We start from the raw sequence: 16,012 nt of genomic DNA on the forward strand, positions 1-16,012 counted from the left end.
GTAAGGAGTCCTCAGATTAACGATTCAGCAAGTCGTCGCGCTGACGTCCACTGCCGGTATTTCAGCAGCCTGCTAAGTGTGATGCCATGAATAATCACGCTATCTCCCAGCTTTTTGCAGCAGCTTCAACCATTGCTTCCGTTACGTCCTTGCCTACTGTGGAAAGAAACTTCCTCTCAGCTGCAAACAGGTCGGAATCCTTAAGTAGTTCCATTAAGAACATCTCGCCTGCCTCAACAATCTCGTAGCCTTTTCCGGTTTCGCGAATCAAGCCCTCAGCGATTGCGAAGCGGATTCCGATGGCCAGCACAGGGTCGAATCCCCACGCTGGTACCTTGAGCTGCTTGGTGTTCGCTGCATCCAATATCAGTTCTTGGCGAGGCGTCGTTTTCAGTGCCCAGTTAAAGAGATGCAGTTTTGGTAGGCTCGCCTTTCCGCCCCTGCAACAAAGCTGGAGAATCAGCAGTACTTGGCCAATTTTGTACAGTGGGCGATGCTCTGGGAGCACGGGGGACGGTCTGCGGACAAACCGCAGCCGCCTAGGATTCTGCGCCGAAATGTTAGTCATCGTAGTTCAGCTCGCAGACGGCCAGCCAACGCGCCGTCATGTGTCGCGCGACCCTGCTTGCATTCGTAGCGTCGAAGTCCGGTGTGAGCTCTTGGGCGATTCGCTGGGCAAGACCGTCCCGAACCTTAATCGTCAAGTCCTCTGCCGAGCCCGACCACGTCGCAGACATTTCGACAACATATAGTTCATACTCGTTAATTAGACGTGTGAGCTTTACAAATGTAGTTGGCGATGCGGTTTCTATCCGTTTGAAGAATCCATCCGCGCCTAGAAATGCTTCGATGGTCAATTGACTCAACTGAGTAACCCGTTGCTCGAAATCAACGCGATTCACTTTATCGGACAATCTGGTGCTGCATTTCCTTTTGACGTTGCTCTCGTATTCTTCCTGCTCACCGCTCAGTTTCTGAAGAATCGGTGGTTGTTCGTCGAAAATCAAGGCCTCTCCGGAGGCACTTCGTATTTCGTTTATTTCGACAATGTAGTGGTCTCCATCATGAATCAGAACGGAGAAATCGTCCGCGATAAACGGCAATTTCTGAGCAATGACCTGCTGCTCTTTCGTCCTCGCATGTACGAGTATGGCGTTCTTGTCCACTTCCGGCGTTACAAAGACCCAACGAGAAATCTTCGTTGACCCAAGTCGTTTCACGAGTTCGGATTCGTATGTCTTCAGCTTACCAAGGTCTGTGGTAATCTTTTCGCGAATCTTCTCGTAAAGCTCGCCGCGTTCATAATGCTTCTCGGGGCAATAACACTGGAAGGCCCAGCCGGTGCTGAGCACAAAGCCCTCAATGCCGAAGTCTCCGGGAGAAGCAGGCATTTGCTGATAGCCCTCGGAACCATGCTTGCGCTTGAAGACCTGCTGACATAGCGCTTCCCATGTTGAGCCGTTAAACGGGCCGAACTTGGTCACAAACATGGGATGAAACTCCAGATTCGTTGCGCTACGGCGCATTCACATTGAAGGTGCATTTTCATTGTTGTGACTCGCAACTCTCAAAGCATGGCCTGTTCGCGCTCTTTCGACGTGGAAGTCAGCCAAGTCAACCGGTATAACCGCTTCGAGGCGGCGTAATTTGCTCGCCCCCCAGCGAATCGCATATTGTATCTATGGAGTCAATCACCGGCGACTTAAGAGCGCGTGTGATGCCTGGTTGGGGACGTACCCCCCTGAAGCTCTATTGACAACGAGATAATCATGCGGAGCTAAGTTCTTTGAACTTGCGCCAAGTTGGCAAGTACCCACATACCAACCAGCCGATGGGCGCTCCCCAAGGACCAGCGGACCGCCCAACTGTACAATCGCCTGCGATGGGAGAAAACAATAGGGAAGGAAAGTGAATCTCTACGAGGTTCTCGGCGTGAGCAGGAACGCAACGACCGCAGACATTAAGGCAGCGTACCGGAAGCTTGCCATGAAATGGCACCCGGACCGCAATCCGGGCAATGAGCGGTTGGCCGCGGAGAAATTCAAGGAACTTGCTCATGCATACTCGATTCTCGGAGACGAGACGAAGCGACAGCACTATGACGACGCCCTGAAACTCGACAAAGCTGCGGTGGACGACGAAGGCGTCGACATGAAGACCGCAGCGGAAATGTTCCTGGATGCCATGATTGAACTGGCAACCGACATGGCAAGCAAGGGCTATAACCGGGACGTAATCTTGGGCGCTCTGCTCAACCAAGGATGCCCGGAGCACATCGCCAGGGAGATTTCGAGCGAAGTTTGGCGCCAGCACGGAAAGCGGGCCGCGCCCCCTAACCCCGAAGCTGCCCCTAAGCCGAGTCCCAAACCAGCTGAGCCACCCCCAACAGCATCGGCAGCACGGCCCCAAGCGCCTCAGCGTCCCAGTCAGTTCGGAAATTATCTGCTTGCGGGCTTTGCCGTGTTGGCATTTCTTGTTTGGCTCTCCAGTTCCCAGAAGGGACCGCGCGTCTATAACCTTCCTGCCGCGGAGTATGCGTCACCAACAGCAGTGCCACCGGTCGAACCACCTCCAGAAATACCAAAAGTTTCTGTCATCGAGCGGCAAATCCCTACCTACAGCCTGGCCACAAAGAGCGGTACCATTCGGTATCAGCCATTCCCTGCAGAATCTGACTTGGGCAAGGCATTTAACGAATACGTGTACGGCGACTTTGAAATCAAGCTCATCGGTGAGCAGCCTGTCGACAAGACCGGTACACAACGCCTCTACTACTTCTCATCAAGGCCAATCTTGCGTGAAAAGTACGACTGCCATCCCTGTGCACCCCTCGTCAGCGCAATGATGACAGAGAAAGCTGCAAATGGGGATGAGGCTATTGTTACCCCTTTAACGATTCTTGGCCGGATGGGAACCTTTGGGGAGTACTACGGCATGCAAAGGGAATTGCCCAGCATTGTGGAAGTCGCCCCGGGTAAGAAAGGAATCGTCTTTAGAGATTCCGATATGGGACAAGGCAACTATTTCGCATGGCTGAATCTCTTCAGTATCGAACGCGATGGGTTTCGGCATCTGCTGACGCTGGATACGGAGGCGTCGAACACCGGAACAGGCAAGTGTGACACGACGACACCCGGTTCGTGCGTCGACCTCCGCGTAAAAATCAGGTTTGACAAGTCGTCAACGGCCGGCGGCTTCTACCCCCTGCGCGTAACGGAAAGCGGGTACAAGTACGACAAGGACTACAAGCCTATTCCCGCGACAGACAACTATGTCATGAAGTTTACGGCCAGCAAGTATGAACGCACGCCGCCCACGGAGAGCACTTCCACGCTCAATTGAGGGGCGGCCCCTGCAGACACGGAAGCGCAGCTTGCTTGCTGAAGCGCCCTGGTGACAAAGTATGACGCCCACCTACACATCGGGCAGCGACTGAGCGGTACGTCGGGGGCACACGAAAAGGCTGCCACCTTGTCATTTTGCGAGGCCGCAAAGTTGTCTGTGGAGTGATTGTCGACAATCTCAGTCGATTCGACTCACCCTTTTTGGTGCCTTGAGAAGCCGGCGAAATATTGCTCAAATAGCTCCCCAAGAGCTACGAGCCGCATCGGCCAGACGGCCGCATAATGCATAGAGGTAATACATGTCCATTTCGCCGAGAGAGTTGCTACACCGCCTGTTCGTCTACATCGAAGAGCAGCTCAAAGACATCGACCCTCGGGCCTTTCAAATAGGAAAATCGGCTCTTCCACGGCTGTTCCCCAAAGACCTTGCCAACTTGCCTGGCGTCTTCTTTGATGTCCAGGAAGAGGGAGACCATGTCTGGCTGAAGGTCGAGCGTCTGGAGGAAGTCGCCCCGCCGGCGCCAGATTCCGAGAAGTTTGGGAAAGCTATCCGGATAGAATCGGACCCGAACGGTACGCCCCCACAGTTCATCGAAGCCGCGATTGACACATTGATTCGCATCGAGCAACAGGACGTCCCTGAGTCGGAACACCATGCGCTAGTGGAACGCCTGCGCGCGGAGGCAGCAACTGCTCTTGTCGCGTATGTCAGCAAATGGCAGGAATGGGCAGCGAGGGAAAGACCTCGGCGCAAGACCATCTCGCTGTACGGCGACCTCTTTGCCCTACGGCATCAACTGCATTCCGAGCAGACGGCGAAGCCGGTCGAGTTCGTTTGGGGACTGGGAATGGCCAGCTGGACGCTCAGTTTCGAGGGTAAGCCCTTCGACTTCCAATACCCGCTGCTGACGCAACCGCTCGAAATCTCGCTAGACACGAAATCCATGTCACTGGAGGTGCGGCCGCGCGCTACGGAAGCGGGGTGCGAGATGGATGGGTTCGTCGCATGTGGCATTCAAGGCGCTTCCGAATGCGAAAAAGCGATGCTCGAACAACTGGCCCGGCACAAGGACACACCGGTATCACCCTTCCTGGCATCGAGCTATGCCAACGTGCTCAAGCTTGTAGCGCGGAGCCTCGACAGTCGGGGTAGCTATGTGGAAGTCCTCGCCAAGGGAGAGGACGCGCCGGCAGCCGGGGAACACCTGGTCGTAAGTGACTCTTGGGTGGTATTTGCACGTCCAAAATCGAATAACTTTCTGGTCGCCGATTTAAATAACATTCGCGGCAAGCTGGAAGCGGGCTGCGAGATTCCCGATGGTCCGCTGGCACTGGTGACGCCGCCCTCGGAAACGCCTCTTGACTACCAGGCGGTGAACTTCCGTGGTCTCTCCGGACGGGGCGTCAGTGGTGGCAGTGGTGCGGCCGAAGTCAAGGAGCTGTACTTTCCCCTGCCGTACAACCAGGAGCAGGTCACTATTGTGCAGCGACTTGAGCGAGCCGCTGGCGTGACGGTGCAAGGTCCCCCGGGCACGGGCAAGACCCATACCATTGCAAATATCATCTGCCACTATCTTGCCACCGGCAAACGCGTGTTGGTTACGTCCAAAGGCGAGCCGGCCCTCGAGGTCCTGCAAGGCAAGATTCCCAAGGAGGTACAGCCGCTGACTGTCGCTCTTCTTGCGGGCGACCGCGACGGTATCCGGCAATTCCAGGCGTCCATCGAAGCCATCCAGCATCAGGTCTCACAGCTCAATCCAGAAGCGACCCGAGACGAAATCGACCGGATTCACCGGGCAATCGACCGTACGCACCATGAGCTGGTCAACATCGACCGACGTGTCGACGAAATCGCCATGCAGCAGTTGGCCGAAATCCCGGTCGATGGCGCAAGCTACCGGGCTGAGGAGCTGGCCGAACTCGTGGTGAAAGGGGCGCCGCAGTACGCCTGGTTCGATGACGAACTCTCGTTGGAGCCCCGGCACGCACCGCCGCTGACTACGGAGGAGACCGTCCGTTTGCGAGAAGACCGGCGCCAGCTGGGAGAGGATTTGGTCTACCTGGCCGCGTCGCTGCCAAGTCCGGACGAGTTGCCCCAGCCCGCCGACATTGCCCAACTTCATACACAACTGTGCAAGCTGAAGTCGCTGGATGAGGCGACGCAGACCGGCGTAATCCCCCCGCTGCGCGCCATCACGCCAGAAGTGCTGCAATCCGCTCGTACGCTGCTCGCGCAGTTAGGCGATGCACAAGCCGAACTGATGGCCATGGCTCAGGTTGAAGGCGAATGGCCCGGCGCGCTTCGGCGCAAGTGTGCGCAACCGTCTTTTGCCACGGAAATCGGTGCGTTAGTGGCTCTTTTCGAAGATGCGACACGTCTCGTGGAGGCGCGTGCGGCTTTCATGAAGCGACCGGTAGACTTCCCCGCCGAAGCGCTGGCGCATCCCAAAACGGTTGAGGCCGTGGGACGCGCCGCCACGACGGGCAAACCGTTCGGATTTATGGCGTTTGGCACCGGGGATGCGAAGGAACACGTCGCCAAGGTCAAGGTGAATGGCCTGTCGCCGTCCACCAACGACGACTGGCAACATGTTCAGTCCTACCTGAAACTGCACGAACAGGTGCTCTCCTTCTCCAGTCGATGGAATCCCGTCGCGGAGGTCCTCGAGCTGCCGAGCTTGGATGGGGGCGTCGCTCGTCTGCGCATGCTGGAACTGGTCACTGCCGCAGCAAAGAAAGCGCACAGCATGGCAACCCGGTTTGACGCCTTGCTGCACAGGGCGGGCGAGGCGGTCTTCGCACGCGCGCCGGCGACACTGGCGTTTGGCAGCCATGAGGACTATGAGGTCGTCCGTAGCCACATCATGCAGCACCTGACGCGCGCCGAACTGGCAGAGGCGTCCATTGCGCTTAGCCAACTACAGGAGCGGTTGGCCGGCAAGACCGGGCCTGTTACGCAGCGGCTGCAAGATTTTGTCGACCAGTCGCTCGGAAACCCCGGAAAGGAAGCGGCCCGAGTAGCAGCCGATTACACCGAGTTGGTGGTCGAGCTGCGCCGGGTGTGCGGGCTCACCTCGGTCATTAGTCGGGTGAAGGAGCTTGCCGCACGCCTTTACGCGGCCGGCGGCGCGAACATAGCCGGACGGGTGTCATACGTACCGGTTGCTAATGGCGCGGAGGATTCGGCATTGCCCGCCAGCTGGCGTGACGCCTGGAATTGGGCGCGCATGCGCACGCACCTCGAGAAGATTGAGGCACGCAAGGAGTTGGTCGAGCTGAACGCCCGTCGTACGGACCTCGAAGCAGCCCTTGCTCAAATGTACAAGGATGTCGTTGGCAAGGCTGCATGGCTGGCCACAAAGCGCAACGCGAGCGCAAAGGTTCTGCAGGCGCTGGCCGGCTATGCGACCGCCATTCGGCGTATCGGCAAGGGAACCGGGCCGAATGCCGTGCGCTATCGGCGTGACGCCCAGCAGTCGATGCTGGATGCCGCAGGTGCCGTGCCATGCTGGATTATGAGCCATGCGAAAATTTCGGAGTCGATGCCGGCAGACATCGGAGCTTTCGACCTTGTCATTGTCGACGAAGCTTCCCAGTCCGACCTGTGGGCACTGCCAGCTATCGTGCGTGCCAAGAAAATTCTGGTGGTCGGCGACGACAAGCAGGTCTCGCCGGATGGCAGTTTCGTGTCCAGCACAGAGATTGACGAACTGCGCGCCCGTTTTCTGAGCGACCAGCCTTATGGTCAAGACATGACGCCTGAGAAGTCGCTCTACGACCTGGCTGCCCGTGTATTCGCTGCTGACCAGGTAATGCTACGCGAGCATTTCCGTTGTGTGCCACCCATCATTGCGTATTCCAACCAGTTCTACAAGGGCGCCATCCAGCCATTGCGCATCCCACTGGCGTCCCAACGCCTCGACCCACCGCTCATCGATATTTATGTGCCGGGCGGCATGCGGGACCGGCACGACTGCAACCGCCTGGAGGCGGAAGCCATTGCGGCCGAAATCAGTACCATCCTTGAGGACGAGCGATTTGCGGACCGCACTATCGGTGTGGTATCGCTCCTTGGGATGGAGCAGGCAAAGTTCATCGATACGATGGTTCGGGAGCGCTGTTCCGCTTCTGAACTGTTGCGCCGTGAGTTCGACTGCGGCGATGCGCGTACCTTCCAGGGGAGCGAGCGCGACATCATGTTCCTGTCGATGGTTGCTGACCCCGAACGCTGCCACCCGCTCTCGGGCAATGCGTACGACCAGCGCTTCAACGTGGCTGCCAGCCGCGCACGAGACCGGATGTACCTGGTCCGCTCTGTAACGGCAGAGCAGGTCTCTGACAAGGACATCCGGATGACTTTGCTCGAGCACTTCAGCAAGCCGAAGGTGACGCAAGAAGTTGACCAGGATGGACTCATCAAGCTGTGTGAGTCTGGCTTCGAGCGCGAAGTGTTCACGATGCTGATACAACGCGGCTACCGCGTCATTCCTCAGGTGAAGAGCGGTGCGTACCGGCTGGACATGGTGGTGGAAGGTGCCAACGATGCGCGCTTAGCAATCGAATGCGACGGCGACGCCTATCACGGTCCTGAGCGATGGGCCAGCGATATGAACCGTCAGCGCATCCTTGAGCGCGCCGGATGGACCTTTTGGCGGTGCTTCGCCTCGACTTGGTGCTTGCGCAAGGAAGAGGTCTTCGAAGAACTGGTGGAGCGGCTCACGGCAATGGGCATCGAGCCGATTGGCGCCGTGGCCACGCTGCCTCGCCTGGTCGAATCCAGGACGTGGACATTCCCGACCGCAAAGGCCGAGCCTGATGCAATTGACGGCGTTATCGACGCTGCCATTGCGGCCGTCAAACAGAAGGACGGCCCAGTGGAGCAAGCACAATGAACGAGAAGTGCGAGCGCTGTGGCTGCACGCCACGCGCACCGCGCCGCCGCTGTGGCCAGTGCAGCAAGCTTATCTGCGTCAGCAACTGCTGGTCTAGGACCAGCAAGACCTGCACGGCTTGTTCGCCGGCCAGCAAGCAGAAAGAGGCCGACGACACGGCTCAGCGCTGCAAGATTTGCAGACGACACTGAGCCCATCCGATAGCCGGTGCCCGGGGTGCTTCTGGCTCGTCAATTAAGCAGAGGCACGCCAATATCAAAAATGCGGAGAAACGGGTTATGGCAGTTAGATTTCGGAAATCCATCAAGCTCGCGCCAGGCATTCGCATGAACCTGAGCGGCTCCGGTCTGGGCTGGACATTGGGTCCCCGTGGGGCATCAGTCGGCATCAGCAGCCGCGGCACTCGGGTGAACACCAGCTTTGCCGGTTTCTCAGCCAGCCACCAGATTAGCCGCCCCAAGCGCGCCGTGCGGACCGTGCCGGCAGTTACCGCTTCCCAGAAGGTCAGCATGACTTGCAAGGTTGCCGATGACGGCCAGCTGATTTTCCTGGATTCGAACGGCGCACCGGTGCCAGACCATCTAGTGGCCCTGGCCAAGCAGCAGCATAAGGAGGGGCTGCAGAAACTCATACAGTCGAAGTGTGACGACATTAATGCCGAGGTTGAGTCAGTCGCAGAGGTTCACTTGGAGACGCCGAACAGCAACCAGGTCCCGCGCTTCTCCTTACCCACTTTCGAAACTCCGCAGCCTACGCAGCCGACCCCGCTCAGGCTGCGCTTTCTGGACAAGGTATTCAAGAAGCGACGTCATCAGGCAGAAGAAGCGCACCGAAGGGCCATGGGCGAGTTTGAGCAGGAGGCGCTTGATTGGCAGGCGCAGAAGGCCGCATTTGCTCGAACGGCTGAGGAGCGCCGCGACCTGATTGAGCGGCGTATCTACTCGGATACTGCAGCAATGGAGACCTGGCTGGGAGAAGTGCTAAGCGACATCGCTTGGCCGCGGGAAACCGAGGTCGCATTTGAGGTCCTTGATGAGGGCCGGACCGTGATGCTCGATGTCGACCTCCCTGAAGTTGAAGATATGCCGAGCAAGATTGCGGCAGTGCCAGCGCGCGGTATGAAGCTGTCGGTCAAGGACCTCACCTCCACCAAGGTCCAAAAGCTATACATGGAGCATATCCATGCCGTCGTCTTTCGGCTCATCGGCGAAGTGTTCGCCGCTCTCCCCCTGGCAAAGGAAGTGGTGATTTCGGGCTACTCACAGCGTCACAACGCTGGAACTGGTCGTCTTCAGGACGACTATCTGCTCTCTGTGCAGGTGCGTCGCGACGACTGGAACCAGATAGACTTTGACCATCTCGACCAAATTCAAGTCACAGAAAGCCTCTCCCGCTTCGACCTGCGTCGAACGATGAGCAAGACGGGCGTGTTCAAAGCTATCGAGCCATTCGGCCGCGAATGAAATGGCAACGCGTACCATCGAGCTTGTCTACGACAACCTTCACCACGCTCAGGTCACGGCAGACTCTGTTCTGGATGGTGATGAGGCTCACAAGCATCAGCAGCGGCTCGAGGACGAACTTGTAAGGCTGGAGGACGGCCGGCGCCGATACACCTGTCTCTACTGCCTGGAGCCGTTAAGCATCCGCGGCTCGACCGAGCGCGTCTACCACTTCGCACACCCCAAAAATCCCGGTGCCGAATGTCCCTATCGTTCCGGCTTTGCGCTTTCCAAGGACGAATGGGAGGCGCTGCGGTACAACGGCGCGAAGGAATCCGAGGCGCATCGTCAAGTCAAGGCCTGGGTCGCAGAGAGCCTGCTCGTTGACCGTGATGTCGATTCCGAGTCTGTCATTGAGGACAGTCGCATGCAGAGCTGGCGCGACCGCTCGATATGGCGAAGACCAGATGTCCGCGGGACGTGGAGGGGGAAGACTCTCGTGTTTGAGGCGCAGCTGTCGACGACATTTGTGTCCACCCTGGCTGCCAGGCGTCAGTTCTATCTGAACGAAGGTGCTTTGTTGTTCTGGATTTTTCGCGATTTCGCACTCTCAGAAAACGAGATGCGATTCAGCGAACGCGACGTGTTCTACAACAACAATTGGAATATCTTTTCTATCGACGCACACAGCGTCGATGCGTCTCGCCAGGGCGCTGAGCTCAAACTATGGTGCCGCTGGCAGAAGCCTTCCGTGGAGGCCGGAGCCATCCAATATAAATGGCACAAGAAACTCGTGGGCCTTTCGGAGCTCACTCTCGATTTCGCACGGCAGCGCGCTTTCTATTTCGACTTCGAGGCAGCGCTAACGCAGGCGCAGGGTGAACTGCTGGCTGCCAAAGCTGCGGCATTCCGCGACAACAGGTACGCGCACCAGTTTGGCCATCGGCCGCTTGACGTACCCCAGCAGGCGTCCGACGATGATGCGGAGCTTGCCACGAGGCTGGCGCTCTTGGCTCGATATGACATCATGTCAAGCGAAATAGAGCGTGCTTGGCTCTTCGCGGAAGCATCCGACTACGGAATGCCTCGCGTGCAAAACTACGCGTACAAATTCCTGGCACCGTACTTGAAGGCCGCGTGCCCGACGGCACCTAAGACACTACAAGGCAGGGAGGACCTGCGAATCATTCTGAGCGGACTCATCTCCCTGCGTTTGGGACATGTTGTCGGTGTCCGCGCGATAAACCTCAAACAAGTTGAAGACGTCGTCTTCCGCCACGCATTTGGTTACTACAGTGTCTTCCGCTATGCAGTACGAATCTACGGACGACAGAGCGACATCGGCTACGACGTTCCTGACTCCATCGCCTCTCAGAACCTACGCAACTATCTCACGCGGAAGGCTGAGAGCCCAGATGTCGTGACCCGGGATTTCGACAAGGCGTTCATGATTCTCTTCCCGGAACTCAAGCCGCCACAGGCGTAGCGTTATTACTCTTTCATCATGCGCCCAACTAGAAGGGAAAATATCGCATGGCTACCGCCGCGGTAATCCACCGGACCGGTCGCCGACGCTCAAGCGGAGCGGCAATGAACCGCCTAGGGACGTGCTAGGCGAAGCTGTGCAGCGAGTTCTGCGTTATTGCGTGCGCCGACACGAGCGTGGATTGCTCGCAGGTGGTTGTTAACGGTCGACGGAGCTATTCTTAGCAACTTGGCCACCTCCTTGTGGGTCAGCCCGGTAGCAACGAGTTCGGCGATTTCCCGCTCGCGAGCGGTCAGGTTGTCCAGTTCCTCACGCTTACGCGCTTTCAGAAATATCAAGCTCTTCGTGAAAAATGGTGCAACCACTATCTTGCGACCTATGATGGAGCGTTGCGGGGCTTCGAGCAATCGCTGAAACAGCGTAGTCGGGACCGCGTGGGTGGAGGTGCCAGGCCACTCCGCATCCATTGCCATGAGAAATCGCGGTTCAGCAAAGCAGAGCAAACCACCCATGTCAGCCACGGCGACCGCCCATCTTTCATTGTCGCCGATGTCGCGAAGACGCTCCGCTTGCAGCGTCTGATTAATCTTCAGCGCTTCCTGCAAATGAGGAAAGACCGCCTGCATCAACTGGCGCTGTTCTTCGGTGAAAGCCCGCCGCGCGGATGCCCGGTAGAGCGAGACGGAAGCCACTGAACCCGTAACCTGGCTGTGGAATGCCGTCACGAGCCCCTGCTCATGAGCGTAGCGGTGCGCATAGGCTTGCAACTCCTTTGAATGACGACTTTGCTCAGGCAAGTAGCAGTTGATAGTCACGCCAGGATGGGCCATGCAATAAAACGCAACTTTATCCTGGTCGCGGACGGGCGCGTAATCCTCCAAACTCTCCGGAGCGTCGTTGTGCAAATAGGGGGCGTGGAACACGACACCCTGCGAATCGCGTACGCCGGTACCCCACCGCCCTGCATCGAAAGGCAACAATGCCTTGAGCAATAACAGTGCATGCTCTTGAAAATCGTCGAGGGATACTTCTCGGGCACTTTGATAAAGCGCAAGCAGCAAGTTACTGAAGCTGTTCACGTCCACCTCCGATTCTTTACTGCACAGCGAGTGTCAAACAGCATGCTCGCGTTATACGCGCGATATCGTCGATTCACACGACGGCATTTGGTCTCGGCGTAACACTGGCTGGTCAGCCATAGTGAATTTTTACTATAGCCCGCCTTCGTTCGTGGAACTAGCTTGGAGGCATGAACCACAGCTATCGACATCCCCAGCGCCCACAACTCTCTCGTCTTGAAAAATTGCGGTTTTGGCGTGTTAGGCGAGTAGTAGCGCGAACTAGGAGAGGTCGACTACCAAGGGCGCTTCCCTCCAGCCAACGCTCGTGATTCCCTGTGGCGTAAAGGGAATGAAGGTTTGCGTTCGCACGACTTGAGATTCTGTTGGAAAGGGGCCGATACGGGCCGGCAATATTCGCTCGGTGTTCGTCCAAAGTTAGCTACCGGACAGACGAAGGAGAATGAAATGCAAACAGAAACCTTTCTTGAAGAGGCGGACAGGTATTTCAACGCGGGCGATTGCATTTCCGCGATGCGGACGATTAACTCCGGCCTTGCAAGTGTGCGCAGTGCCATGCATGACGAAGAGTGGAAGGACTTCGTTGTCACGGCGCGGGAGCATCCCGCACTGAAGACGACGCGTCTGTGCCCCTTCACGAGCCATGCAGCGCGGAGGCCGTACGGATATCCCGGCGACGCGGCGTTGATAGACTACATCTACGGATACGTGAAGCCGGAACTGGACAAGTTGCCCCGGTCCATCTACGCACATACGGTGGGCGCTGCGGCCCCCCGAGCCGTGCGCTTTAGGCGCCACCTTCTGGCCAACCTTATTGACAGGGTGCTGCATGAACAGGGCACCGGGGCCAGCATCCTTGCGGTGGCGTGTGGTCATCTGAGAGAGCTCGACCTGAGCCGACTCATTTCCCAAATCCGGCCGCAGAGATTTCTCGCACTCGACCAAGATGAGAACAGTCTGGCCGAGGTCGATAAGTGCTTCGCACCATTCGGTGTGTCCACCGAACTCCGCAGAATCAAGGACATTGTTGTCGGGAAGGTAAGCTACAAGCCGTTAGACCTCGCGTATGCAGCAGGGCTCTACGATTATCTCGATAACGAAACCGCACAAATGCTGACCCGCAACCTGTTCAACATGCTTGGGCCGGGTGGCACATTACATATTGCGAACTTCCTGCCAGGTATCGAAGATGTGGGCTTTATGGAAGTGGCGATGGACTGGTGGCTGATATACCGGGACGAGAAACAAATGCTCGCCTTGCTGGAGGGTATTCCAGACACCGCCATCGGTTCAGTCCGTCAATATCGGGACCCGGACAACAACATCACATTCTTGGAGGTCCAGCGTCAGTAATATCGGGCCAGGGATGCTGCATCCAGAACGGGGCGAGCCAAGCCAAGGGGCTTCGGCTGCCTGCTGCAGCCGCTCTTTTTCATCAGCGACGCGATATGGTTGCGGACCACATTTTTAGCGATTTTTTATGCCCATGCAATCGCTTTGAGAGCAGGACATAACCGGAGATGGTGTTTTTTAACACTGTAACTCACCAATTTTGGTGATGGGGTGCGAAGAAGATGGCCTAATCATGAAAATGTCGCACCCAATGCGACCTGCATTGACACCGGAACCGACCGTTGATACTACTTGCCGCATTGGCCGTCAAGCCAGAAGGAGACAAAAAATGCGAAGAGCCATGAGAATCTTCACCAACGAGCCTATTGCCAGCGGCATAACGTGCATGCTTGCCCTTGCAATTAGTGCCTGCGGCGGTGTCGATGATGTTTCCCCAAAGGCGGCAACTAATGCAGGTGCCATGAAGACGGTTGCCTCGCTGCCACTTCCGACCACCTATAGTGTGGTGAATCTCACTGCAAACGGTTGGGCCGTAGACAAGGGAATCAATAGTACGGGACAAGTTGCCTTCCGAGATTGGAACGGTTCAGGCTCCGAGCATGCAAAGTTTTATGATGGGTCTGCGATTCATGATATTGGAACGTTAGGAGGGCAGTATTCGATTGCGGGCCCCCTCAATGACAATGGACAAATAATCGGTTACAGTGACCCAGGGGACGGTCAAGCACATGCTTTCATATGGTCGCTGAGCACGGGCATTACAGACATCCACGGTACTTCAGGCACTGTCAACTCGTCATTTGGTACCGCTATCAGTAATAGCGGGCACGTGGTTGGCTTTCACGTTGGTAGCTCAGTTCACGCTTTTTCCTGGACGCAAGCTGGAGGCAAGGTCGACTTGGGTTCGCTCAGCGGTAGCGGTCTCTGGTCCGTCGCAAATTCCGTGAATGGGCTAGGACAACTGGTCGGTAATTCGATGGATGCTAACGGTATAATGCATTCCATTTTTTGGTCGCAACCAACTGGCATTGTCAGCCTGGATTTACTTGGCGGTCAGTATTCGAGGGCCATAGCAATCAATGATGCCGGCCTAGTAACAGGAATCAGTACCACTGGTATCGGGTACGGTCAGCATGCGTATACGTGGACCCAGGCTGGGGGAATCAACGATATCGACACGCTCAGTGGCTCATTTGGATTTTCTGCGCCGATTGCTTTAAGTAACGCTGGGCATGTGGTTGGCTATTACGCGCCCCCCGGTGCCCATAGCCATGCCTTCGTATGGACAGCGCAGAGCGGAATGGAATCAGTGGGTGAAAATTACTTGTATTCGTTCGCAAGAGCCGTTAACGATTCTGGGCACGTTGTAGGCCACGTTGTGGATTCAAATTCCAATACACATGCCTTCGTGTGGACAAAATCTGAGGGGTTGATTGACCTTGATACGCGTATTTCTGGAGCGCCTCCTGGGCTGAAACTGTATGAGGCGATAGCCATTTCTAATAATGGCGCTATTGTCGCATCATCGAATGTCGGTTTGGTACTCCTCAAGCCTGGCACGGTAAGCAATACCGCTCCAACCCTTGGGCCAATCACCGCAAATGACCCAATAGCTGTTGGTTCCCAAGTATCAGTGTCTGCTCTGTTCTCGGATGCCGATGCAGGAGATTCGCACACAGCAACATGGTCATGGGACAATGGGACGACAACTCAGCCCGGTGAAGTCTCCGAGAGCAATGGCGAGGGTAGTGCAAATGCCACATACACCTTCGGTGCTGCTGGCGTCTATCCCGTGAGTGTTACGGTCACGGACAATACCGGCCGTTCTGCCACGGTTCGCCGCGACGTCGTCGTGTACGACCCTTCCGCAGGCTTTGTAACCGGTGGAGGATGGTTCATGTCGCCGGTAGGTGCTTACAAAGCAGATACTACCCTAGCCGGTCGAGCAACCTTTGGTTTCGTTTCCAAGTACAAGAAGGGAGCTACGACGCCGACAGGCAACACGGAATTTCAATTTCAATCAGCGAAGCTGAACTTCCATAGCGAAAACTATGACTGGCTCGTTGTTGCAGGGGCACGGGCACAATACAAAGGACGCGGCACTATCAATGGCGCAGGTGATTACAGCTTTCTTCTAACTGCCGTTGACGGCAACCTTTTGGCCAAAGGCACCCCTGACCGCTTCCGCATCAAGATTTGGCACTTCGACCCTGACGCGAATGCTGATGTAGTTGACTACGACAACCAAGTCGAGAGCTCGGGCGAAGGAACGGCGACGGAAGGGACTACGGTGGCAGGTGGTAGTATCGTGATTCAGAAGAACTAGCATGGCGAGTGAGTTAACAGGCTGCTGAAATACCGGCAGTGGACGTCAGCGCGACGACTTGCTGAATCGTTAATCTGAGGACTCCTTACA

General features: G+C 56.7%; 9 protein-coding genes. 6 read left to right on the forward strand and 3 right to left on the reverse strand.

The genetic code is table 11. The features are described from left to right. Positions 1-94: 94 nt before the first annotated feature. Positions 95-568, reverse strand: coding sequence for a hypothetical protein (locus J8I34_RS30975; protein ID WP_209808013.1), 474 nt, complete (start codon positions 566-568; stop codon positions 95-97). Further along, positions 561-1,490, reverse strand: a complete 930-nt coding sequence (locus J8I34_RS30980) for a hypothetical protein (protein ID WP_209808014.1) — start codon at positions 1,488-1,490, stop codon at positions 561-563. The genes J8I34_RS30975 and J8I34_RS30980 overlap by 8 nt, the downstream gene beginning before the upstream one ends. A 418-nt stretch (positions 1,491-1,908) precedes the next feature. Between J8I34_RS30980 and J8I34_RS35405 the strand changes: the two genes are divergently transcribed. From J8I34_RS35405 to J8I34_RS31000, 4 genes are all read left to right on the forward strand, one after another. Continuing rightward, complete coding sequence (locus J8I34_RS35405; protein ID WP_209808016.1) at positions 1,909-3,342, forward strand: J domain-containing protein; 1,434 nt, start codon at positions 1,909-1,911, stop codon at positions 3,340-3,342. A 301-nt stretch (positions 3,343-3,643) separates the two neighbouring features. Continuing rightward, positions 3,644-8,236 (forward strand): PDDEXK-like endonuclease domain-containing protein, encoded by a 4,593-nt coding sequence (locus tag J8I34_RS30990; protein ID WP_209808017.1) that lies wholly within the window; start codon positions 3,644-3,646, stop codon positions 8,234-8,236. A gap of 278 nt (positions 8,237-8,514) precedes the next feature. Then, positions 8,515-9,699 (forward strand): DUF4236 domain-containing protein, encoded by a 1,185-nt coding sequence (locus J8I34_RS30995; RefSeq protein ID WP_209808019.1) that lies wholly within the window; start codon positions 8,515-8,517, stop codon positions 9,697-9,699. Between the two features lies 1 nt (position 9,700). Further along, positions 9,701-11,164: a DUF6035 family protein gene (locus J8I34_RS31000; protein ID WP_209808021.1), complete on the forward strand. Its 1,464-nt coding sequence runs from the start codon at positions 9,701-9,703 to the stop codon at positions 11,162-11,164. Positions 11,165-11,277: 113 nt separating this feature from the next. Here J8I34_RS31000 and J8I34_RS35570 read toward each other — a convergent pair whose 3' ends face one another. Continuing rightward, positions 11,278-12,243: a helix-turn-helix transcriptional regulator gene (locus J8I34_RS35570; RefSeq protein WP_209808023.1), complete on the reverse strand. Its 966-nt coding sequence runs from the start codon at positions 12,241-12,243 to the stop codon at positions 11,278-11,280. Positions 12,244-12,690: 447 nt separating this feature from the next. Between J8I34_RS35570 and J8I34_RS31010 the strand changes: the two genes are divergently transcribed. Then, positions 12,691-13,596, forward strand: a complete 906-nt coding sequence (locus J8I34_RS31010; protein WP_209808025.1) for a hypothetical protein — start codon at positions 12,691-12,693, stop codon at positions 13,594-13,596. A 340-nt stretch (positions 13,597-13,936) separates the two neighbouring features. Continuing rightward, positions 13,937-15,922 (forward strand): PKD domain-containing protein, encoded by a 1,986-nt coding sequence (locus tag J8I34_RS31015; RefSeq protein ID WP_209808026.1) that lies wholly within the window; start codon positions 13,937-13,939, stop codon positions 15,920-15,922. The last annotated feature ends 90 nt before the right edge of the window (positions 15,923-16,012 follow it).

The organism is Cupriavidus phytohabitans (assembly GCF_017815025.1).
GTDB lineage: Bacteria > Pseudomonadota > Gammaproteobacteria > Burkholderiales > Burkholderiaceae > Cupriavidus.

What these genes read in the sequence shown, in the direction of transcription:
- J8I34_RS30975 (WP_209808013.1), bottom strand. Translation starts at nt 568, where the DNA reads ATGACTAACATTTCGGCGCAGAATCCTAGGCGGCTGCGGTTTGTCCGC.
- J8I34_RS30980 (WP_209808014.1), bottom strand. Translation starts at nt 1,490, where the DNA reads ATGTTTGTGACCAAGTTCGGCCCGTTTAACGGCTCAACATGGGAAGCG.
- J8I34_RS30990 (WP_209808017.1), top strand. Translation starts at nt 3,644, where the DNA reads ATGTCCATTTCGCCGAGAGAGTTGCTACACCGCCTGTTCGTCTACATC.
- J8I34_RS30995 (WP_209808019.1), top strand. Translation starts at nt 8,515, where the DNA reads ATGGCAGTTAGATTTCGGAAATCCATCAAGCTCGCGCCAGGCATTCGC.
- J8I34_RS31000 (WP_209808021.1), top strand. Translation starts at nt 9,701, where the DNA reads ATGGCAACGCGTACCATCGAGCTTGTCTACGACAACCTTCACCACGCT.
- J8I34_RS31010 (WP_209808025.1), top strand. Translation starts at nt 12,691, where the DNA reads ATGCAAACAGAAACCTTTCTTGAAGAGGCGGACAGGTATTTCAACGCG.
- J8I34_RS31015 (WP_209808026.1), top strand. Translation starts at nt 13,937, where the DNA reads ATGAGAATCTTCACCAACGAGCCTATTGCCAGCGGCATAACGTGCATG.